At 44.5% G+C, this 22,755-nt stretch carries 18 protein-coding genes; 6 read left to right on the top strand and 12 right to left on the bottom strand.

What is annotated here, in order from left to right; all coding sequences use genetic code 11:
* Nucleotides 1-3: 3 nt before the first annotated feature.
* The 4 genes from WHS38_03965 to WHS38_03950 are packed head-to-tail and all read right to left on the bottom strand — an operon-like array spanning nt 4 to nt 3,291.
* Complete coding sequence (locus WHS38_03965; GenBank protein ID MEJ5300124.1) at nt 4-1,125, bottom strand: sodium ion-translocating decarboxylase subunit beta; 1,122 nt, start codon at nt 1,123-1,125, stop codon at nt 4-6.
* On the bottom strand, nt 1,115-1,249 hold the full coding sequence (locus WHS38_03960; GenBank protein ID MEJ5300123.1) for a hypothetical protein: 135 nt from the start codon (nt 1,247-1,249) through the stop codon (nt 1,115-1,117). Before WHS38_03960 ends, WHS38_03965 begins: the two co-directional genes overlap by 11 nt.
* Complete coding sequence (locus tag WHS38_03955; protein MEJ5300122.1) at nt 1,246-2,445, bottom strand: CaiB/BaiF CoA-transferase family protein; 1,200 nt, start codon at nt 2,443-2,445, stop codon at nt 1,246-1,248. Before WHS38_03955 ends, WHS38_03960 begins: the two co-directional genes overlap by 4 nt.
* A gap of 48 nt (nt 2,446-2,493) precedes the next feature.
* Nucleotides 2,494-3,291: an IclR family transcriptional regulator gene (locus WHS38_03950; protein ID MEJ5300121.1), complete on the bottom strand. Its 798-nt coding sequence runs from the start codon at nt 3,289-3,291 to the stop codon at nt 2,494-2,496.
* A gap of 266 nt (nt 3,292-3,557) precedes the next feature.
* On the opposite strand from WHS38_03950, the gene WHS38_03945 reads away from it, so the two are divergent.
* Nucleotides 3,558-5,174, top strand: a complete 1,617-nt coding sequence (locus WHS38_03945) for an alkaline phosphatase (GenBank protein MEJ5300120.1) — start codon at nt 3,558-3,560, stop codon at nt 5,172-5,174.
* Nucleotides 5,175-5,308: 134 nt separating this feature from the next.
* On the opposite strand, the gene WHS38_03940 is transcribed toward WHS38_03945, so the two are convergent.
* The gene (locus tag WHS38_03940; GenBank protein MEJ5300119.1) at nt 5,309-7,573 is read right to left on the bottom strand and encodes a cache domain-containing protein; all 2,265 of its coding nucleotides are present in this window, start codon (nt 7,571-7,573) and stop codon (nt 5,309-5,311) included.
* A 222-nt stretch (nt 7,574-7,795) separates the two neighbouring features.
* Between WHS38_03940 and WHS38_03935 the strand changes: the two genes are divergently transcribed.
* A complete protein-coding gene (locus WHS38_03935; GenBank protein ID MEJ5300118.1) occupies nt 7,796-8,830 on the top strand; it encodes a flippase-like domain-containing protein in 1,035 nt (344 codons plus the stop codon).
* A gap of 27 nt (nt 8,831-8,857) precedes the next feature.
* On the opposite strand, the gene WHS38_03930 is transcribed toward WHS38_03935, so the two are convergent.
* The 5 genes from WHS38_03930 to dprA all read right to left on the bottom strand — a co-directional run bounded on the left by WHS38_03930 (nt 8,858) and on the right by dprA (nt 14,778).
* Nucleotides 8,858-9,502 carry a hypothetical protein gene (locus WHS38_03930; protein ID MEJ5300117.1) on the bottom strand — a complete coding sequence of 215 codons (645 nt, stop codon included), beginning with the start codon at nt 9,500-9,502 and terminating at the stop codon, nt 8,858-8,860.
* Between the two features lie 229 nt (nt 9,503-9,731).
* Complete coding sequence (locus tag WHS38_03925) at nt 9,732-10,496, bottom strand: RsmE family RNA methyltransferase (protein MEJ5300116.1); 765 nt, start codon at nt 10,494-10,496, stop codon at nt 9,732-9,734.
* Between the two features lie 9 nt (nt 10,497-10,505).
* On the bottom strand, nt 10,506-11,348 hold the full coding sequence (locus WHS38_03920; protein ID MEJ5300115.1) for a prepilin peptidase: 843 nt from the start codon (nt 11,346-11,348) through the stop codon (nt 10,506-10,508).
* A complete protein-coding gene (gene topA / locus WHS38_03915) occupies nt 11,345-13,627 on the bottom strand; it encodes a type I DNA topoisomerase (protein ID MEJ5300114.1) in 2,283 nt (760 codons plus the stop codon). The genes WHS38_03920 and topA overlap by 4 nt, the downstream gene beginning before the upstream one ends.
* Before the next feature lie 2 nt (nt 13,628-13,629).
* Entirely contained in the window at nt 13,630-14,778 is a 1,149-nt protein-coding gene (dprA, locus tag WHS38_03910) for a DNA-processing protein DprA (GenBank protein ID MEJ5300113.1), read from the bottom strand.
* 195 nt (nt 14,779-14,973) lie between these two features.
* On the opposite strand from dprA, the gene proC reads away from it, so the two are divergent.
* The 3 genes from proC (at nt 14,974) to rpsT (ending at nt 16,837) form a co-directional block, all read left to right on the top strand.
* Nucleotides 14,974-15,792: a pyrroline-5-carboxylate reductase gene (gene proC / locus WHS38_03905; protein MEJ5300112.1), complete on the top strand. Its 819-nt coding sequence runs from the start codon at nt 14,974-14,976 to the stop codon at nt 15,790-15,792.
* A 48-nt stretch (nt 15,793-15,840) separates the two neighbouring features.
* Nucleotides 15,841-16,212 (top strand): YkgJ family cysteine cluster protein, encoded by a 372-nt coding sequence (locus tag WHS38_03900; GenBank protein ID MEJ5300111.1) that lies wholly within the window; start codon nt 15,841-15,843, stop codon nt 16,210-16,212.
* 337 nt (nt 16,213-16,549) lie between these two features.
* Nucleotides 16,550-16,837, top strand: a complete 288-nt coding sequence (gene rpsT / locus WHS38_03895) for a 30S ribosomal protein S20 (protein ID MEJ5300110.1) — start codon at nt 16,550-16,552, stop codon at nt 16,835-16,837.
* Between the two features lie 135 nt (nt 16,838-16,972).
* On the opposite strand, the gene WHS38_03890 is transcribed toward rpsT, so the two are convergent.
* Nucleotides 16,973-17,878: a glycosyltransferase gene (locus WHS38_03890; protein ID MEJ5300109.1), complete on the bottom strand. Its 906-nt coding sequence runs from the start codon at nt 17,876-17,878 to the stop codon at nt 16,973-16,975.
* Nucleotides 17,879-18,008: 130 nt separating this feature from the next.
* Between WHS38_03890 and WHS38_03885 the strand changes: the two genes are divergently transcribed.
* Nucleotides 18,009-19,082, top strand: a complete 1,074-nt coding sequence (locus WHS38_03885; protein ID MEJ5300108.1) for an SAM-dependent methyltransferase — start codon at nt 18,009-18,011, stop codon at nt 19,080-19,082.
* Between the two features lie 96 nt (nt 19,083-19,178).
* Here the strand turns inward: WHS38_03885 and WHS38_03880 are convergent, their stop codons facing one another.
* Entirely contained in the window at nt 19,179-22,070 is a 2,892-nt protein-coding gene (locus tag WHS38_03880; GenBank protein MEJ5300107.1) for a PAS domain S-box protein, read from the bottom strand.
* Nucleotides 22,071-22,755 lie beyond the last annotated feature (685 nt).

The following is a 22,755-nucleotide window of genomic DNA, read 5'->3' as shown; positions in this document are numbered from 1 at the left end:
ATGTTATTTAAGAACTCCAATAAAAATCGACGCAGCTATAATTGTTCCGATAACTCCTGCTATGTTAGGACCCATTGCATGCATCAAAAGATAGTTCTTTTTGTTTTCTTCCTGTCCCATCAAATGAACAACCCTGGCTGACATTGGAACTGCCGACACCCCCGCAGCTCCAATCATGGGATTGATCTTGTCCTTCAAAAAAAGGTTCATAATCTTTGCTACAATGACACCCGTTGCGGTGCTGGAAGCAAAAGCAAAGGCTCCAAGAAAGAATATCATCAGTGATTGGGGCTTAAGGAATGTTGAAGCATTCATTGTGGCTCCAACAGAGACTCCAAGGAAGATGGTAACAATATTCATAAGTTCATTCTGAGCAGCACCGGAAAGGCGCTCTACAACGCCTGATTCTCGGAAAAGGTTTCCCAACATAAACATAGCCATAAGAGGAGCCGAGGAAGGGAACAGGAGAACCACAACCAGAGTTGCCACTACGGGAAACATAATGCGTTCTCTAGTGGACACCTGTCGCGATTTTTTCATCACAATTTGCCGCTCTGCTTTTGTAGTTAAAAGTTTTATCACGGGCGGCTGTATAATCGGCACCAGAGCCATATAAGAATAGGCTGCTACAGCACAGCTTCCAAGAAGATGGGGAGCGAGTTTACTGGTAATGTAAATCGTTGTGGGACCATCAGCTCCGCCAATAATCCCGATAGCGGCAGATTCTTCTAAGCTAAATCCCATAAGTCTGGCACAAAAGAAAGTAATATAAACTCCAACTTGAGCGCCGGCACCGAGAAAAATAAGAGAAGGTCTTGAGAGAAGAGGACCAAAATCAGTAAGTGCTCCCAGTCCGAGGAAAATAAGGGGCGGGATTACTTCCCACTGAAGGCCGTAATGATAAAATCTCCATATAAGTCCTTCACCGGGCTTCATAAGATCGGTAAGTGGAAGGTTGGCAACAAGAATGCCAAACCCAATGGGAAGAAGGAGAAGAGGTTCAAATTTTTTTGCAATGGCGAGATATATAAGCGTTCCTCCGATAATCCACATGATTACGTTGCCTAAAGAAAGACCAAAGATTCCAGAGGAATAGATCATTTCCGTAACGAAATTATGCTCCATTGCTTTTCTCCTCACCAAAACGACTGACAATCGCTGAAAGAGCCTTTATAGCCAGATAGAGAGCAGCCATTCCTATGAAGACACCGATAGATCCTGTAACTAAAATCCATAAGGCTTTAATCATATAACCCCCTTTTCTCTCAGGGCTTTGATTTCTTCGTAAGAATAGCCCAGTTCTTGCAAAACCTCTTCGGTATGCTCTCCAAGCAGTGGAGGATGTCTTTCGACGGTGCATGGTGTAAGGGAAAGCTTCATCGGACTTGCTACAAGCTTGACTTTACCAGCCTTGGGATGAGGCACTTCCACAACCATTCCGCGAGCGTTCACCTGTGGATCGGCAAAGACTCGATCTAGAGTATTAATAGGGCCGCAGGGGATTTTCAGTTTGTCAAGCTCATCAAGCCATTCATCTGATGTCCGTTCTCGCATCTTTTCAGCAATGATGGGAATAAGCTCTTTTCTGTGAATAACCCGCTGAGGATTTGTGGCAAAGCGAGGATCCTCTGCCAGATGTTCAAGCCCTGCAAGGCGGCAGAATTCTCGCCATTGACGATCGTTTCCTACACCTAAGGCAATCCACACGCCATCCTTAGCCTGGAAAGGTTCGTAGGGGACAATGTTCGGGTGAGCATTGCCATATCGCTTTGGTAATTCTCCAGAGATGAGATAGTTGCTTCCTACGTTGGCAAGCCAGGCAACGACAGCATCAAGAAGAGAAATATCTATATACTGACCAACCCCGGTTTTTTCTCTGTGATAAAGCGCCGCAAGGATGGATGAACAGGCAAAAAGTCCGGCTGTGATATCTACTATTGCTACTCCAACCTTCATGGGAGGTCCGTCGGGATCACCCGTAATGCTCATTATCCCCCCCATGCCCTGGATTATGAAATCGTAACCGGGTCTATCCTTGTAAGGACCATACTGACCGAAGCCCGTAATGGAACAGTAGATGATGCCCGGATTTATTTTTCTTATGTCTTCGTATCCAAGCCCAAGCCGAGCCAATGTGCCGACCTTGTAGTTTTCGACAAGAATATCAGACCGGGCAGCGAGCTTTTTAATAATTTCCCGTCCTTCGGGAGTTTTAAGATCAACGGTAATATCTCTTTTGTTGCGGTTTACACACAGGTAATAAGCCGACTCTCCGGCAGCATCGGGTGGTCCCCATTCACGAGTTTCATCACCTTCACCCGGACGCTCAACTTTAATGACATCAGCCCCAAGGTCTCCAAGCATCATAGTGCAGTAAGGTCCTGCAAGCACTCTGCTAAGATCGAGAACCCTTATTCCCTCCAGTGCCTTCCTTCTGCTTTCCATTAAAACCACCTCCTCGCTTCTCTTAAAATTTCCGCTAATACCAAAGACTTATCGTAACGGTTCAACGGTGGGTGGATACTCCCCACCGTAACCCATTTTGCGAGAAAGCTTTTCACCGGTCTTTAGAAGTTTCTCAAGACACATCGCTCTATGTTCGTCGTCATTAAAGCGCACTGAAGGGACAGCAAGGCTTAAAGCTGCTATGAAACTCCCGCCATAACCAAAAATTGGGACACTTATAGAACAAAGCCCTGGAGTTCGCTCTCCAGTGCTAGTGGCAAAGCCTCGGGAACGTATCAAATCCAGTTCTTTCCAGAGTGTATCAATGTTGGTAATGGTGGCGGAAGTAAGGGGAGTAAGAGCGATAGAATCAAGATAGTTTTTTATGAATTCCTTCGGTGAAAATGCAAGTAAACATTTCGAAGACGCCCCAGCATAAAGTGGTGATCGATTGCCGACGGGCATACTGGCTTTAAGGTATTGGGGTGACTCTATGCTGTGGATGCAAAGCCTTTCCCTGCCGTCAATTACGTTTAGGTGTGTAGTTTCGCCAGTATCAGAACAAAGAATTCGCATAAGAGGAAGAGCTTCCTTCAGAATGGGATACTGACTTTGAAGGACTTCCACGAACCGAAAATAGATTGGCCCCAGACGATATTTTTTGGTCGAATCGTCCTGATCGAGGAAACCGTGAACTTTTAGAGTAGTGACCAGTCGTTGAACTGTTGCTGGGCTAAAAGAGAGTTGAGCGGCAAGATCACGAATGCCCCATTCAGGCTTTTCGAGAGAAAAAGCCTGAAGAATCCTAAGAGCCTTATCAAGGGATGACATCTTATCGTTTCTCATATTGGAACACCATTTCCTATATTGACATGGATATTATTAACGCTTTCCGAAGATAGTCAAGCAAAATTTTTGAGATTATTTTAATGCTTTCAATGATTACAAAACCCTGTGTAAAGATGCTCTACTTCCTTTTTGAAGCGAGATCTCCATGGTAGAATTAACAAAAAATTAACTAACGAATCACAAAATGGACAAATAATGCTTAGTAAATTCGATCCGCTAATAATTAACAATTAACAATCAACAATTAACAACGGGGGTTTAGCATGAAAAAAACAAGCCACAAAAAAGTTGTTCTTTTTTTGATGATACTTTTCATCATGTTAACCTGCACTTTATCCACATCAAGTGCTCAAAATGTTAAAAGCGTTATCTTGATGATACCCGATGGAATGAGCGTTTCTGGAACAACTCTTGCCCGCTGGTATAAAGGTTCACCTCTCGCAATGGACGAAATGGCTTCTGGACTGGTAAGAACCTACTCAGCTGATGCAGCCATAGCTGATTCCGCTCCTGCCGGCACAGCCTATGCAACCGGGTTTAAGTCCCACACAGGTTTCATAGGAATCCTACCCGACGAAAATACAATGCCGGGTCTAAAGCCAATAACAGAGGAAGACAAAAGACGACCTGTTGCAACAATCCTTGAAGCGGCAAAGCTAGCTGGAAAATCAACAGGATTAGTTGCCACCTGTGAACTTCCTCATGCTACCCCAGCGGCTTTCTCAGCCCATGTTGCCGACCGTAACAACTACGATGATATACTGGAACAGCAGGTCTATGCCGGAATAGATGTGGTATTGGCTGGAGGGTATAAATTTCTATCTCCTGAAGAAAGAAGAGACAAAGAAAACCTTCTTGAGATCATTAAAGCTAGTGGATATGATTATATAACCACACCCGAAGCTCTACGAAAGTCAACTGCTAACAAGATATGGGGAATGTTTGCTCCGAAGGATCTAAGTTATGACTTTGACCGAGATCCAGAAAAAGAACCCAGTTTAGCTGAAATGACCAAGAAGGCTATTGAAGTGCTTTCCAAAAATCCTAAAGGATTTTTTCTAATGGTAGAAGGAAGCAAAATTGACTGGGCTGCTCATGCGAATGATCCTGTGGGTGTTATTAGCGATATTCTAGCTTTTGACGAAGCCGTGAAGGTAGCTCTAGACTTCGCCAAAAAAGATGGACGCACTATTGTTATAGCAGTAGCTGACCATGGTAATGGTGGAATCAGCATAGGCGATCAAGAAACCAGTAAAAATTATGATACTCTGCCTCTATCTACATTTATTGATCCGCTAAAAAAAGCCAAGCTAACGGGGGAAGGACTGGAAAAGAAACTTAACCAGGATCGGAGCAATATAAAGGATGTTATGGCAACCTATTATGGAATTTCAGATCTCACAGAAGAAGAGTTGAAAAAGCTTCAAGATGCAAAACCTGGCAAATTTAATTATGTTGCGGGACCCATAATTAGTAAAAGAGCTCACATCGGATGGACAACTAATGGTCACACCGGTGAGGATGTCGTGCTTTACATTTATGCACCTCCCAGGCAGAAGCGCTTGACCGGAGTCATAGAGAATACCTACATAGCAAAATATATGGAAAAAGCCATGGGCCTGGATCTTGCTGCTACAACAAACAGGTTATTGACTTCAGCAGCAAAGGATTTAACCACTTTAGGAGCCAACATAAGCAAGGATTCCACCAATCCAGCAAACCCCGTTTTCGTGGTTACCAAAGGCAAAACAGCGGCAAAATTTCCAGTTAACAAAAACATTATAGAGGTTAACGGTTCTATTGTTAAACTGCCGGGAGTGATTGTTGACAACGGTAAGACTTTCTTTATTCCTAGAAAGGCGCTAAATTATTTCAAGTAGAATAAACCTGGAGGTCATAGTCCGCCATCGGCAATATTTTAACTTTCTACCCCAGCTTTCGCCTCATCAAGCAAAAACTTTGGATCTGGTGGATCATAGTTATAAAGCCATTGGCGGACTATAAATAAGAAAAACTACAAAGGCATAACGATTGTAAGCTTCATTGCTTGTTCGCTGGTTCTGGAAATATCAACCCAGCCCCCATGCTTATGAATCACGATTTTTGCAATGGGCAAATCCATAATCTCGGTTTCTTCTTGATGCCTGGTGAAAGGATAAAAGAAATGTTCCATGTCGTCATCAGAAATTAAGGCAGGTTCAACAGTAAAATCCAGATAGAGAAATTGATTTTCCTTTCTTGCTACGCACGAAAAACTTGCTCTGTTTGCTGCATAAACCACAAGGGTTGCTACAATACATCGAAGCCCCTGTTCCATCAATTCTTCATCAATGATCGCAACGGGCAGATCGTCGGGTATAGATAGACTCCAAATTATTCCTTTTTTGTCAAAAAGGCTTTTATAATTATTAAAGAATTGCTCAAGGTATTTCTTAACTTCCACGGGTTTTTTGGAAATTTCGAAAGGTTTCAGATAATCCATTGTTTTGGAAAGTATCTCTTCAAGCCTGCGAATTTCCGAAAGAACGATTTCCAGCTTTTTCGACTGTTCTGTGCCAGAAGGAAAATCTTTAAGGAGTCTTCTGGTAAAGCCACCCGCAACAGCGAGAGGATTCCGAATCTCGTGAGCAAGTCGTGCTGAAATCTCGCTCAGGGTTTTCAATTCCTCGGTTCGTATCATTTGCTGTTGAAGCTGGTAACGATCGGACACATCAGCAATAAACCCATCGATGATTTCAACCTCTCCGTTTTCATCCACAACCGGCAGAGCCTGCTCCCTGACATAGAGAGTTTTACCCAGATGGTTGTTAATACGATACTCCACAGAAAAAGCTATGCCTTCTTTAAGGCATCGCTCCATAAGAGGCCAGACTCTATGTCTATCCTCGGGAGCTACCTTTTCCTTGTAAAAATTCCGATCTGCAAGCACCTGATCCACCGGAAGCCCAACCAGAGATTCTATGTGGTGGTTTATAAACACAATTTTTCCATCAGGAAGAGCACGGTAAACCACCAAAGGCACATTTTCAACGAGAGTTCGGTATTTCTCTTCCGATTCTTCAAGGGCTCTAGTCCTAATTCTGACCATTTCTTCAAGTTTCTGGGAATATTCTTCAAGTTTTCTCCGGGATTCATCAAGAGATATGATCATGTCGTTTAGAGCGTCGGCAAGAATACCCAACTCCCCTCCGGGACGAATGCTTAGCCTTTCCGAATAACGACCTGAAGAAATCTTTATCGCAAATTCTATCATTTCTACGATAGGGCGAGTAAATGAGTAGCTAACGACATATATAGAGAATACAGAAAGGATTACACCAACGATCCCAAGAAAAATCATCCATAAAAGGTAGTGTTTAGCTCTTGCAAGCTGCGGTGAGCGGTCAAAGGCGATTTCAACTATTCCGATAACATTATTTTTATAGTCCCTAAAAGGTGCAATTAGCACTCTAAAATAACGTCCATTATCTTCCGCAAAGCGCTGCAAGTATATATCATCATTGTAAACTTGACTGTATTCTGGAGATTCAGGATCAAAGAAAGGGTGTAAAGTTGTGGCAAGAGGCTGGAAGGAAAAATGTGGAACGCCGAGTGTTTCTTTTGTTCCCGAAATAGCAAGCAAAGTTACTTCCATGAAAATGTTTTGTTTGAGGGCGACAAGAAAAGCTGAATCCAGCCTGAAGCCAATTTCCACTGTTCCTATCAATTCCTGTTCTTCCATTATGGGAGCGACACCTCGGATAGAAAGCCCAGTTACTCCTTTTTCAACACCAGCAACCCCTTCTTTTGTTCGATGCACGTCCTGGATCATTTTTCGGTAGGAAATCAGATCGTCACCGTAGATATTAGGAGACTGAAGTCTAAGAAAGGATTTTCCGTCCTTAGTGTGGAAGTGAAATTGGGCTATAGAAAACTTTTCGGCAACATCTTGATATGTGGGAAGAAACAGTTTTTTGAGCCGTTCACGGTCTCCATTTTTAAGGCATTTCCTGGCTTCTTCGTTTGCTGCAAATGTCTTGGCAAGACTAAGAGCCCATAAACCTTTCTGGTTAATATGATTGTTAAATACTTTATAGGCATCCATAAGAAGCCGCTCTTCGTAGCGGCTCATTAAAACATCCTGAGCTCTAATAGCAATGGACAGAAGAAAACAGGTACCAAGAGTTGCTAACACAACAAACGGAATACTAAATTGCCAGACGAGAGAAAGCTTTTCCAACCGGCACCATTTCCAACATGTAAAGAAAAACCTGATAACCGGATTGCGCCAGGCGTTCAAGTAATTCCCCTTTTGCTAAAGACTTAAGTTTTTCCTTGTAACCGCTCGAACTTAAAACTATACTCAATATGCTTAAAATGCTCAATAAAACAATGGCAAACCATCTATTGGATAATATAACTATTAGCTGGGTAACTCTCCAACCAAAACTATGCCAGGACCAGGTAGCGATTCCCCATCTTATTAAACAACAAGAACTGTTCGATTGTGGAGGAACTTTCTTTGGCTCAAATAAGAAAAAACCTGCGCATCTCGATTTCTTTAATCTTTGGAATTTTCATACTATGGGTAACTTTTCATCATGCAGACATCAGACTTTTCTACCACAATTTGAAAGAACTAAACTGGCTGTGGGTAACACTATCTTTTCTCTGTGCCATGGCGAGCTATATCTGTATAGCCGGAGTTCTCCAGAGCCTTCTGACCGCTTTGCACTACTACCTCAAGCCGGTTGATGTTTTCAATATAGCTCTAGTTTCAACAGTTGCCAATTACGCTCTAAACATAGGTGGAATAAGCGGTCTTGCGATAAAAATTTACCTTCTCTCGCGAAGAAAGATTCTTCCATCACATACGCTCTCCCTATCTCTCATCCATGGATTTTTTACTAATACCATAGCCGTTTTTTTCATCTTTGCTGGTTTCACAGTTTTCTACAGCCATTACAGCTTCGGTATGGCTAAAAAAGACATTCTGATATGGATTGCGTGGGTTGTCATTGCGGCTCTTATGGCAACTTTTATCTGGATGGGCTTCTTCATAGTAAATGCTTCAGTGCGTTTTGCTACATTAAATTTCTTAATGAGACTTTACCATAGAGTATCTACTCGTATTAAACTTCTTGCAAGAAAGGCTGAACTATTAGAATCCACCTTTGAAAACTTTAACAAAAGCATGGATCTCGTAGTAAAAAATATCAGGCAGATTCTCTATGCCAGCTTATATGCTTTGGCAGATTGGATATTTATGTTCGCTTGCTTAAAAACATCTTTCTTGGCTGTTCATTGCCCAGCAAAACTTGGTATTCTTGCCATTGGATTCTGCGTAAGTCTTTTTACTTCTATCATCGCCATTATTCCCGGTGGACTGGGGATTATGGAAGGCTCAATGGTAAGTATCTTTTACCTGCTGGGACTCGAATACGAAAAAAGCCTTGTAGCCGTTCTCATCTACAGGGTTTTATACTACCTCGTCCCCATGATTATCGGAGGACTCATCTTCCTTTCGGAATTGTCCAACTTCAGAAAATCAGGCTGATCTTCTACAATCTGCAAAGATTGTCTTTTATTTTTCCTCTTCAAGTATTTTATCAAGCTCGTCCAAAAGAATTTCGTCAACTTCCTCTTCCTTTTCCTTCTCTTCTCGCGCAGATACTTCAATCTCAGGTTGCTTATCTTCTAAAGGTTGAACAGCGTCAAGTGACTCTCCCACTTCGATCATTTCAGGTCGTTTTTCAGTAATCCCCGGTTCTTCTTTAAGAGCTACCATTTCTAGATTTTCCACTTCCAAAGATTCTTTAGTCTCTTCCAGGACTAATTCCTGTTTCTCAAGGGGGATTTCTAGTTCAAGTGATATTTCACCAGAGAGTCCCTCCTGCTCTTTACTAGATGGCAGTTCAGCCTCTACAGGTCCTTCACTTTCGATCTCCAAAATAGCTTCATCATCGATGATAATCTCTTCAGTCTGATCTTCCAGTGAAATCTCCAGGGGCACTGCCATTTCTATCTGCTGAGATACCCTAGGAGAAGCGATAGTTTCGGCTATCTGATCGGCTCCTACTCCAAGCCCCAGCCATTCCCATACAAAAAAGTCCTTTGGGGGAGCCTCAAAGGGACACAACTCGGATCTAATCGCACTTAAAGATGCACCACACTTCTTGCAATTATCTAGATAATCAAAAGATATATAACCACATTTGGAACATCTCATGGATCAATCCTCCTGAAAGACTTTTTTACGACCTTTCAAGCAGGAACGATCTACGGTAAGAGCTTCCCACTCTCACCAATAATAAACTCGTTCCCCCAACCTTTCCTCAAAGTTTTACGTTTCAATTTCTTTGCTTCTTATAACCTATAGAGCTAGCTTTTGAAAGCAAAAGAACGAATTTTATCCTTCTCTTAAGACAGGTAGCGCTCCTCAGATAGGAATTTCCAGACTATCTCATGTCACCCCACAAAAATTGACACAAAACTACTATTGCTACCATAGCCGTTTCATACCTTAAAATTCTTGGACCAAGAGATATCGGAACCCATTTTCTGCTTTTAAAAGCGGATAGTTCTTCTTCTGCCCATCCACCTTCTGGTCCTATAGCAACAGCTACTGAACTAGGTTTAATGCCGCTTTGGAAAAAAGCCCCAACACCGGGCAACTCGTCCATTTCGGAAGCAACAAGTTTCAAAATGTTATAATCTTCACCATTTTCCGCATAATCAAGAATTTCATCTAGCCCATTTCCATACCAGATATTGGGAACTTTTACCCTTCGACATTGACAGACAGCTTCCTGAGCTATCTTACTCCACCTTGAAACTCTATCTTGAACTTTTAACTTCTCGAGTCTGTAGGGACTTCTAGCAGACGGAAACAGCACTATTTCTTTGACTCCAAGCTCGGTAGCCTGTCGTATTGCAAGATCAACCCTATCTGATCTTGCAATTGCCATAAACAGCGTAACTTCAAGGGGAGATTCGGCGGCATGGAAGACTTCATCCAGCAATGTAACTCGAACCCCTTTTTTTGACACATGAGTAATTTGAGCTCTCCAGGTCCGTCCGCTTTCATCTTTTAATTCTATTAAATCCCCTTTTTCCAATTTAAGGACTCTGACAATCTGATGAGAAAGATCCGCGGGAAGGACGATTTCTTCATCGACTTTATCTGCAATACCTGAAGGTAAGAAAAAAACCTGCCTGGTCATCAAAAAATCCTAAAAAGCGGAGATATACCAATTCCAGAATGCACTGCTCCAGATAAGAGCAATCAGTCCCCCAAAGGCGAGAAAAGGACCATAAGGGATCATGGTGGACAGGGCAGTTTGGCCTTGAATATTATCAGAAGTGATCTTTTTTGCCCCTTTTTTGGATTGTTTTACCCCTATTATAACAAGACCTGCGATGGCGCCCGTGAAGGCTGAAATAAAGAGAGCCATCACTGCACCTTTCCATCCGGTAAAAGCTCCAATCATGGCAAGAAGCTTTACATCGCCTCCACCCATACCTTCAACTCCACGAACCTTTTGATACCCGTAGGCAATGAGAAAAAGCACCCCTCCCCCTATTAAAACTCCAAGAAAGACATCCATTACGGTCACTACTCTATTCCAGGGACTAACCACGAGTCCTGTAATAAGTCCACCAATAGAGAAAATGTCGGGTATAAGATAGGTCTCAAGATCCGTAAAGGTCACAACAATTAGAAGGGAAACAAAAATTGCTTCAATAAACCACTGGATGATACCGTATTCGATGTTTCTATAATAAAGAAGAACATAGGTTACAACGGTAATGACCTCAACAAGCAGATACCTTAAGGGAATAGGGTGTTTACAGTGAGCACATTTTCCTCGAAGCAAGAGATAACTCAAGATTGGCACATTCGCCCACAAAGGAAGTGATTTTGTGCAATTAGGGCAAAAAGATGACGGTCCTAATATGGAGAGCCCCCTTGGAACACGATAAATAAGCATATTGAAGAAACTACCCATAATTGCTCCGAATAAACCAATTATAACCAGAACTGCAGCATCGGGATTAGACTGAGAGAATATCACGGCGAACTGTCCTCTTCTATTTCTTCACGATAACGACATTCCTTATTTAAGCATACCCAAGCAGGGCTTTTTCCGCCTCGGCCGTTATTTTTGGTCATTATTGGATAACCACATTTGGGACAGGTTCTAGGATATGGTTTTTCATTTACAATAACAGAACACTCAGGATAAGCGCTACAGCCGTAAAATATCTTGCCTCGTTTGGATCTTCTTTCCACCAGTTCTCCTGAACACTTTTCCCTAGGGCAAGGGATACCAAGAGACAATGGCTTGGTATTTTTACATTCGGGATATCCACTGCAGGCGATAAAGCTTCCATATCGTCCATGCTTAACGATCATAGGCTTACCGCATTTTTCACAAACATCCCCGGTCTCTTCCTGAGCAACAAGCCTCAGTTCCCCATGTTCGCCTCTTTCATAATGCGACCTGAATCGGCACTGAGGACATTCAACAACAGGCCCATTAGTTCGACCCCATCTAATCACAAGTTTTGTCCCACACTTAGGGCATTCAAGCTCGGTTGGAATTCCCTCTATTCTCAGATTTCTCATTGCATCTTGAGCTTCATCCAGCATGGGCTTAAATCGATCGTAAAAATCCTTGAGCAGTTCAATAAGAGATCCATTGCCGCGAGATATTTCATCAAGCTTTGCTTCCATCTGTGCAGTAAAAGAAACATCCACAATTTCGGGAAAATGTTTTACGAGAAGATCGTTCACTATAAAGCCGAGTTCTGTAGGACGAAGTGTCCTTTTTTCAGACACCACATAACCTCGTTCCTGAATCGTGGAAACGATGGTGGCATATGTGCTGGGACGTCCAATGCCGAAATCCTCAAGCACCTTAATTAAAGAAGCTTCGGTGTATCTTCTGGGTGGCTGAGTAAAGTGCTGAGAAGCACCTATATCGAGCATTTTCAGTAATTCACCTGATTTCAGAGGCGGAAGTATAGAATCTCCTTCTTCGGAGGTTTCATCATCGGTAGCTTCACGATAAAGGACGAGATAGCCTGGAAAGACCACCACCGAACCGGTTGCCCTGAAAACAAACCCATCAACCCCTTCTGGCACAATGTCCACCGTGGGTTTTTCCACATCAGCCGGCTTCATCTGACAGGCAACAAATCTTTTCCAGATCAATTCATAAAGAAGATACTGATCGCGAGTTAGAAAGGGTTTAACTGAATCGGGGGTTCTAAAGACATCCGTGGGTCGAATAGCTTCGTGAGCATCCTGGGACGAAGTTTTTACCTTATACTGGTTAGGCTTTGCGGGCACGAAAGCATCTCCCCATGCAGAAGCTATAAACTGGCGGACAGATTTAACGGCATCTTCAGCCAGTCGAGTAGAATCGGTTCTCATGTAAGTAATAAGTCCTACGGGTCCGGCGTCAGGAAGTTCAACACCTTCGTAGAGTTGTTGAGCGATCTGCATGGTTTTTCTGGGGGAAAACCTCAATTGTCTGGAAGCATCCTGCTGAAGTGTGCTTGTTATAAAAGGCGGCGGTGGATTCTGTTTCTGCTTTTTCTGCTTCAGATCTTTAACGACATAAGACCTGTGTCTTAACAATTCAACTATCTTTTGGGCATCAGCTTCCGATGAAAGATCACAGCGTTTTTCTCCGTAACACTGCACCAACCTGGCTTTGAAAGATTTATCATCGTTTTGTTTTGTAAAGAGAGCATCCACCGTCCAGTACTCTTCAGGGCGAAAGGCATAAATTTCACGCTCTCTTTCGCAAACAAGCCTCAAAGCAACTGACTGGACTCTTCCAGCACTGAGCCCGGTTTTTACCTTGCGCCATAGAATTGGGGATATTAAATAGCCCACCAGACGATCGAGAATCCTCCGTGCCTGCTGAGCTTCATAAAGGTATCGGTTGAGATCACCCGGAGCCTTGAACGCTTCTGCAATACCCTTCTGAGTAAGTTCGTAGAATAGCACACGGTATATAGGCGGATTCTTTGCTGAACCGTTGCGGGAAATTTCTTCGGCAATATGCCAGGCTATAGCTTCACCTTCTCGATCCGGGTCCGGACCAAGGAATACCTTTTCTGCTGATTTAGCCGACTTCCGAAGGTCTTCGACAATCTTTTTCTTCCCTTGAATGATTTGATATTCAGCTCGAAAACCGTTTTCTATATCAACTCCCAGCTTGCTTTCGGGAAGATCCTTTATGTGTCCCTTGCTGGCTTTAACTACGTAGGTATCCTTTAGATACTTAGCAAGGGTTTTAGCTTTCGTTGGAGATTCCACAATTAAAAGAGGTTTGTTCATAACTAGCGCCTCTCACTAATAAAATACTTTCCGGGAAGTTGACGCACCAACCCCCTGAGTTCCAGCATCGTAAGAATAGAAAGAACCGTTGCACAGGAAAGACCGGTTTTCTCACAGATGTGGTCTATATGTTGAGGCTTATCACTCAGAGTCTGCAAGACTTTCAGTTCGTCGCCTTCAGCAGACTGAGAAGGCACTTCGCAATGTGCCTTTTTATTTATCATCTGTGTTACCGGCTGTTTTCCCGCCACATGGTTTTGGGGAGCAAGTTTTTGCAAAAAAGGATACTCATCCAAAATGTCTTTTATATCTTCGACCAGTTTGGCTCCATCCTTTATGAGTTTATTCGTTCCGGCAGATCTTTCATCGGAAACCGCACCAGGGACGGCAAAGACATCTCGCCCTTGATCTAGAGCCAGTCTTGCAGTGATAAGAGCACCGCTTTTAAGTCCAGCTTCAACGACAACAACACCCATGGATAAACCACTAACTATGCGGTTTCGAAGAGGAAACCGCCACTTTTCTGGTGGAGTGCCAAGAGGATATTCAGAAAATACCACTCCAGAATCGGCAATGCGATCAATAAGATCGCGGTTGGCTCTAGGATAAGGCACATCAAGACCAGATCCCATAACTGCGATTGTTTGACCCCCTGCTTTCAAAGCTCCCCTATGGACGGCGGAATCAATACCAATGGCAAGCCCACTTACCACAGTAATACCCAGAGCGGCAAGATCTGAAGCGAGTCTTTCCGCAAAAAGAATACCCTTCACCGAAGCATTTCTTGTTCCCACTATAGCCAGAGCAGTTGCATGGTCTGAGCGATAGCATCCCCTGGCAAACAAGAAAAGAGGCGGATCCGGAATATGGCGAAGAGGAGGCGGGTATGTTTCATCTTCCCAGGTAATAAAATCCACGCCTTTTTTTAAGAGGAGATCTAATTCATTCTCTGGATCTCTTATCGTCTGCTTTCTAGCAACCGCCCGAGCAGTTTTTAGCTTGATAGGAGCCCTGGCAAAGAGTTCTTCCTCCGATGCGTTGATTATAGCATCAACGCTCCCCATCGCCTGGTAAAGCTTCCAAAGTGATCGAGGTCCCAGCTCGGGGATCAGAGCCAGTGTGAGCCAGCTAATCTTTTTTTCTATTTCCATCCCTTTAGACCGACGCCCTGCCTTTAGTCTCTATTAGTGTCGTAAATGTTGCAGGAAATCTGTGAAGATGATACCTACAGATGTTAATCTTGATTGTCAAACACTTATGAACGGCGGTGGGGCAAAATAAAATAATGGGGCAATAATTTTCGTCCTTATCGCTTAAACTGGTTTTCTTAGGAATGGGGGAAAGACATGAAAGAAATAATCGGGTTCATCGGCACGGGAAACATGGGGCGAGCTCTAATCGAAGGAATCATTAAAAAAGGTGTATTCTCTTCGGAATCAATAGTCGCCTACGACGTAATAAAGGAAAAAGTAAAAGAACTGAGCGAACTTTTTGGAATAAGACATTGCAACAGCCTGGAAGATCTAGTGGCCACATCAAACGTCATAATTATCGCCGTAAAGCCGCAAAATATGGAAGAACTTCTACGCGACCTGAAAGCTCTCATTAAAGGAACTCCTCTGATCATTTCCATAGCAGCCGGCATAACCATAAAGTTTCTTGAAGAAAGGCTACCGGAAGGCATTCCCATCGTTAGAGTTATGCCCAACACACCGGCTCTGGTGCTCCAGGGGGCTTCCGCGCTCGCCAGAAACCGTCATGTAACAGACGATACCATGAAACTCGCGCTGGATATTTTCAAATCTGTGGGAACAGCATTGGAAGTGGAAGAAAAGCTTCTGAACGCCGTTACGGGGCTGAGCGGTAGCGGACCAGCCTATGTTTTACTTTTTCTTGAGGCGCTTACGGATGCCGGAGTGCTTATGGGCATTCCAAGACCGATGGCTCGTGAACTGGTAATTTCTACCGTGCTGGGAACGGCAGAACTGGCAAAACAGCGAGATCTTCATTTCGCCGCACTAAAAGACATGGTCACATCCCCTGCTGGGACAACAATACACGGGTTAAAGGTAATGGAAGAAAATGGACTGAGAGGCATAATTATGAAAGCGGTTGAACGTGCAACAGAACGCGCCGACGAACTCCAGAAACTGGCAGAAAAGTAAGCTACGGGATAAATAACAAAAACGCAGGCCAAAAGGGAGGGTGTTCACATGACAATAGACGATCTTTATAGCATGATCCCATCGGTTCCCTGTCCCCCAGGTTGTATTACATGCTGTAAGAAATTTGGTGTTCCATCAAGAATTCCTGAAGAAGACTCAAGAATAAAAGCCTTTCTAAAGGAACACGGTATATCCGGAAGAGTTAACGACTTTGAGGTCTCTGAAGGCGAAAATACCTGCCCCTACGTAACAACTAAAGGATGTGCCATTTACCCCGTAAGGCCCTTCATATGCCGCCTCTATGGAACATCTCCCAATTATCTCTGTATTGAAAATGTTCGTCCTGCGGTTCTTCTCTCAACTGAGGAAGAAGAACAGTTGCTTTTTCTTTACTCTCAGATGGCAAGAAATGGAACATAAACAGAAATTCAGCGCCCTGTAGTGTCCTTGTAATTTTTCAGACATCATCTGAATTATCTGAGGCTGTTCGAAAAAAATCGCGACGATAACCCGATGTTGCCGTATCGTAGGGGCATGGCATGCCATGCCCCTACATATGATGCGCTATTTCAACCAACGATCTTGTTCCAGCGTGGTCAAAACGTAAGAACTTAAAAAGATTCCAAATAAAGGATAATTTCCGAACAGTCTTTCGGAATCATCTTGACAACGACACATTGATCTCGGTAAAAGGCGGAGCGGTGCGTTTTTGTTTTGGCGAAAAACATCAAATTCTAAAATAAGGGAGGATTAGCTCTTGTTAAGACACAAATCTGCCATAAAGCGAGCCAGACAGAGCGAAAAGAGGCGTTTGCGCAATCGAGCACGAAAGACTCGCATGAAGACAGCCATCAAAACTGTCGAAATGGCTATACTCGCAAAGAACCCTGATCTCGTTATGGAAAAGTTTAAAGAAGCCATGTCCATCATTGATAAGACGGCATCGAAGGGCACAATTCACAAAAATAAGGCTGCAAGAGAAATCTCTAAGCTACATCAAAAAGTAAACAAATTCTTGGCATCTTTGAATCAACAAGTAGCATAAGGTCACCGATTCAGGTGCTTTGACTTTAAGGGCGCAGATATGTTTACCTGCGCCCTTTAGTTGTCTTCTATCCCAACTTAGTGCTACTCCCCTGTTGGATTGATACATGAGTAGATTTTTACTTTCGCATTACTTTCAAATATATGCCGTGCTTTTAAGTCCTAGAACTCCTCTGACAAAGCCAAGCAGAAAACCGAGAGCGAAACGCCCCATTTGCCGATTCTTAAAAGTAGGGCAAAGCCACCTGTAAAGCCATCTGCTACCGTTAAGAGCAAAACAAAGGCGAACGGGAAAGGGATAGGGAGCTTTAGCAAAGGAATATCCCACAGATTGAGGCTTACGCAGATTGGGAACAAGTAAAGGCGGATGGTAATAGACTAACTCCTCGGTGGTAATATACTTAAAACCCATAGCAAGGAACCTCATAGCAAATTCCACATCTTCTTGCCCTACAAAATCAGATCGAAATCCTCCAAGCCGTATAAGGCATTCAAGCCGCCTGTAGGCAGTGCAGCGACTCGTGAAGAAATGAGGATCATGATACTGATACCTTGGCTTTATCAGACAAAATGAAGCGACACCTCTGGGAATCACCGCCATAAGATCCAGATCATTTTCAAAAAAGCCATACAGCTTAGAGAGAAAATCATTATCCATAACCAAAGTATCGTCGTCCAAGAAAAGAACAATTTCCCCAGAAGCTAAAGACAGTCCATAATTACGAAGTGAACCGGTTATACCCCACACATTTGGATCCTGTGGCGCACTATACTTTATAGAAAGCTCCGGGAATTTGGCAGAAAGCTCTCTGCCTTCCCTGCTTCCACCTCTGTCTTCAACGAGCACGATTTCAAGATCCTTCCCAGGAAAATTCTGCCACCTGAGCCACTCAAGAGCCTGTTCCATTAGAGCTATACGCTGGTAAAAGATGAAAACTGCACTGATTTTGTATCTATTTTCTTCCTGCCAGACATTTAAATCTCCCCGAGGAAGTTTTTTGTTTCCAAGGATAATTTTCAGAATTTTTTCCCTCACCTGCATCTCTTTCCCCATATTGCAGATTATTTTTCAATGCTCTTGCGCTCTCGCCTCGTTCGCTTTTGCAAAAGCAATAAACTGTGCTAAAAACCAACCTCGATTAGTTAATCTCACAAAAAGGCAGGTCATTACCATGAAAAAGTTTCTCCGAGAGTTGATCATTCACGAAATTGAGTCAAACGGTGGTGCTATATCCTTCGAGCGATTCATGGAAATGGCTCTCTATACGCCTAACCTGGGATACTACATGAGAAATGTCCCTGTTATTGGTCAAAAGGGCGACTTTTTTACCGCATCCCACGCAGGGAACATTTTTGGTCTGCTTCTAAGTCGCCATATAATAAAGATCTGGCAGGAAATGGGTGAACCCAACGACTTTCACATAATTGAAATTGGTCCCGGCATGGGCTATCTGGCTTATGATGTCCTTACCGCCCTTGCTTCCCATTCCACCATCTTTCAAAGTCTTTCGTATCATCTAGTAGAAATGAACCCACATTTTGCTTCAATCCAAAAAGCAAGACTTTCTACTCTACATCCTCGAATCTTCTGGTGGAGCGACATCTCCGCAATGCCGTCTCTTTGTGGAGTTTGCATCTGCAACGAGATTATCGATGCCTTCCCAGTTCGGCTTTTTGAAGTAAAACAAGGTAGAATCATGGAAATCTACGTAAGCCTAAACCCCGAAGGTAACTTTTTAGAAATCCTTCGCCCCGCAGAGGAAGATCTCATAAACTACTTAGAATTTTTTGCCCCATGGGTGAAGCACTTTGATGATTACCGTTCGGAAGCAAACCTTAGCGCCAGAACATGGCTTAAAAACCTGAAGAAAATCCTAGATTCAGGAAAAATTCTAATTATAGACTATGGCCACACGTCCGAAGAATACTACGACCCATCACGAAACCGAGGAACTCTTCTTTGTTACTTCAAGCATCAGGTTAATGATTGTCCCTACATTAACATAGGCGAGCAGGACATCACGGCTCATGTAAACTTTACCGCCATAGAAGAATGGGCAAAAGAAGCCGGCTTTTCCGTCGAAGAATACACAACTCAACATCGATACCTTTTATCTCTAGCCGATGAACAGCTGCTTGAAAAGCTTTACTCAGAGAACCCAGCTTCGATGGCTCAATTCAAAACCCTTATACTTCCTCAAGGCATGGGAGAATCTCACAAAGTGATGATTCTCTCAACTTTCTAGCCTGGATTTTTCAAAACACCTTACAGACACATTTGACTAAACACTATGGCGTAATTCGCCTGATTGCCAAAATTCCTGTTTTTGGTTATTGAGCTTTCATTTGTGTCCACTTTGCAATATTTCCTGGACTTTTTTAACAAGGTCACGGAGAGTGAAGGGTTTCTGTATGAAGACAATGTCCGGATCAAGGATCCCATGGTGGACGATGGCGTTGTCCGTGTAGCCGGACATGTACAGCACCTTCAGATCGGGTTGATTTCTCTGAAGACGATTTATCATTTCTTTACCACTTATATAGGGCATCACCACATCTGTGATCACTAAGTCGGGCTTTAGTCCTTTTTCTTCCACGAGCAGCAGTGCTTCTCCGCCGCTGGCCGCAACAGTTACCTTGTAGCCCAGGCTTGAAAGGCCTACCTCTATCAGTTTTCGCAGGCTGCCTTCGTCTTCCACTACCAGGATATGTTCACCGCCGCCTCTTGCAGTTTCTGTTTCGCCTGTAACCACAACGGTTCTCGGTTCTTGTTTTGCCTCAGTTTGCGGGAGATAGATCTTGAATGTCGTCCCGCGCCCGGGTTCTGAATAGACCCAGATATGGCCGCCGGACTGCTTGACGATGCCATACACCGTGGAAAGCCCCAATCCGGTGCCTTTTCCCTTTTCCTTGGTGGTAAAAAACGGCTCGAATATTCTTGAAAGGGTTTCCTTATCCATGCCACAACCAGTGTCGGTCACAGCCAGCATCACGTAGTTGCCCGGTTGAACACCCACATGTTTTCGCACATAGGTTTCATCCAGTTGCACGTTGGCGGTCTCAATGAGCAGTTTGCCGCCTTTGGGCATGGCGTCTCGGGCATTGACCGCAAGGTTTATAATCACCTGCTCCATCTGAACCGGATCCGCCATTACCATTCCAAGATCATCTGCCAGTGCCAGTTCCAGGATGATATCCTCACCGATCAACCTGCGCAGCATTTTTTCAAGATTCTGAATTATGGCATTGAGATTCAACACCTCTGGATGAAGGGGCTGCCTGCGGCTAAAGGCCAGAAGCTGGCGGATGAGCTCCGCCGAACGGTTCGCAGCCTCCATGATTTTATTCACATAATCCCGCAGGGGATCTTCATTATGGAGTTTATGTAAAACCATCTCTCCATAACCGATAATCACATTCAGCATGTTGTTGAAATCATGAGCCACACCTCCAGCCAGTCGACCCACTGATTCCAGCTTCTGGGCCTGCTGCAATTGTTCCTCTAATGAAGCCCTTTCTTGCTCGAGGCGCAATTGTTCCGTTATGTCTCTGTCAACGAACACAAAATTTACTATCTGGCCTGTTTCATTCTTTACCGGTGAGATGGTCGATTCCACGGTAAAAAGGGAGCCGTCCTTTCGCTTCCTGACTATCCGTCCGGTCCAGGTCCTACCGGTTCTGATGGTCTCCCAAATATTGCGGTAAAAGGCTTCATCATGCTGGCTGCTTCTTAAAATCTCGGGTGTTTTGCCGATGATCTCGGCGCGAGTAAAACCGGTCACCTTCTCGAAAGCGGTATTGACATATTGGATAATTCCATCGGCGTCTGTGATCATGACGACTTCATTGGTCTGTTCGATGGCGTATATAAGCCGCTCACGCTCCAACTCCGCCCGCTTGAGCTCGGTGATGTCAATACCGAAGGAGATCATCCCCAAAAAAGTTTCCCCTTCTTTTAGTGCACTGTTTTGCCACACTATATAACGTTCCTCGCCGTTCTTGGTGATAATGGGGTTTTCAAACGATTTCAGGACGTCGCCGTTTTGCGCAATGCGCTCAAAAACCTCCCAGACATGGGGATACCGCTTTTTGGGCACCAGGATTTCAAACCAGCTTTTTCCCTGCACCTCTGCCAGCGTGTAACCGGTAATTCGCTCAGCCGCTTCGTTGATCATCACAATATTCCCCTGGTTGTCCAGCTGGACAAAGATAACATTGGCGGTCCGGATCAATTTTTCGGCAAATTCCTTGGCTCGCTGCAGTTGATGTTCGGCCTCCTTGCGTTCGGTGATGTCTTGGGCGATACCGACTGAACGGATGACTCTGCCGGTATCATCTTTTTCATGTTCGCACTTTTCCAGAATTACCCGTACGGCTTTGTCAGAGGGCCTGACAATACGATATTCCACCTCATACCCGTCTGCTTTTTCCGCAAGTGAACGGGTCCAGGCCGCATCGACCTTTTCCCGGTCCTCGGGGTGAACACAGTCCAAGAACTTCTCAGGGGAGGGAATGAATACCTGGGGATCGACCCCAAATATGCGATACACCTCGTCCGACCATGTCAGCCGGTTCTGGTTGTGGTCGAATTCCCAGCTTCCCACCCGGCCCACGGCCTGGGACCGCTGGAGAAGCGATTGGCTTTGCCGAAGTTGCTGTTCGTTTTGAACATTTCGTTCAGCACTGCCGATAAGCAGTCCAGCCAAAACCGTTGCCACGGGAAAAACCAGCATCACCGGTAGCCAGATTCGACCAATGACCGAAACCCCCGTCGGCCAGGGTATTATCAACAACTGACAGGACAGCATGGCTAGATGGGAGACGACCCCGATCAAGAAAAGCCTAAGAATCCCAACTTTCTCGGGTCGGTTGTCACAGGCTCTGCGGAAAATCAACCCCACCAGGCCGGAGGCAACAATAGATGCCACGCCGGCCCAGACCCCGGGGCCTCCCAGAAAGACGCGCCAAGCGATGGCAATGGTAGCGGCCACGGCCGTGGTAACGCCGCCCCCGAACAGCCCCGCCAGGGTCATGATGATGGATCGACCATCGTAAATGATGCCCGGCGCATAGTGGACCGGAAACACCATGCCAGCGACGGCGATCACGCCGAACGAGATGCCGGTGGCCAGCTTAATCCAGATCCCCAGCCGGTCACGCGACCGAGCAAATAGGCTGTACACGGCGGAAAGAGCGAACAGAAATGCTGCGTTTTCTATCAACTCCTTTAGCATCTCTTTCTCCAAAAAATATCCATTACAACGCCCCCTGGTTGCTGAACATACCTTCCAGCCGTTCCATCTCCTATTTGGGAATCAGGGTCGGGTTGCCAGCCAAAATACCGGGTGATACCCCAGAGGATCACATCCTTAATCGCAGGATCCGAAACCCGGCGACCGTGAAATCCCGACAGACCTCGAAATTTTCAAACTGACCACCCTGGTCAAGTATTTGAGAAAGCCGGCTGAGCAGATCAACCATTGACTGTTGTCCAGCTCAGCAAAGCGTTGCCCACGAACCTGTTCCACAGAGATTCGAAATAGATCACAGAACTAACAGTCTGCGGTGATGAGCAGTAGCCCCGATCCAGCAATAGGATTCACTCCCTCAGCGCATCCAGAACAGCTTACGCAATTTCTATATCCCACTGCATGGAATAGTGTCTTATTACGCTGTTTCTGCTGTCCTTCATCTCGTCCTTTTCTTCCAGGTGATAAAAATTCGCTTTCTCTAAGAAGCTATATGGCGAAGATGGGGCCGGAGTCAATGAGAAACTGAGGTTGTCCCAAAAAGACGTCAGTAGAGGTTAAAAATTTTTCGCCCCTATTTTGATCGCCGAGGACGGGAGTTGATCCCCTGTGTATCGATCGCCGAGGACGGCGATCCTCTTAGTATTCTAACATCATCCTAGGAGGGGCG

This window comes from Thermodesulforhabdaceae bacterium (assembly GCA_037482015.1).
Lineage (GTDB): Bacteria > Desulfobacterota > Syntrophobacteria > Syntrophobacterales > Thermodesulforhabdaceae > JAOACS01.
This window is presented reverse-complemented; position numbering and strand designations above follow the sequence as displayed.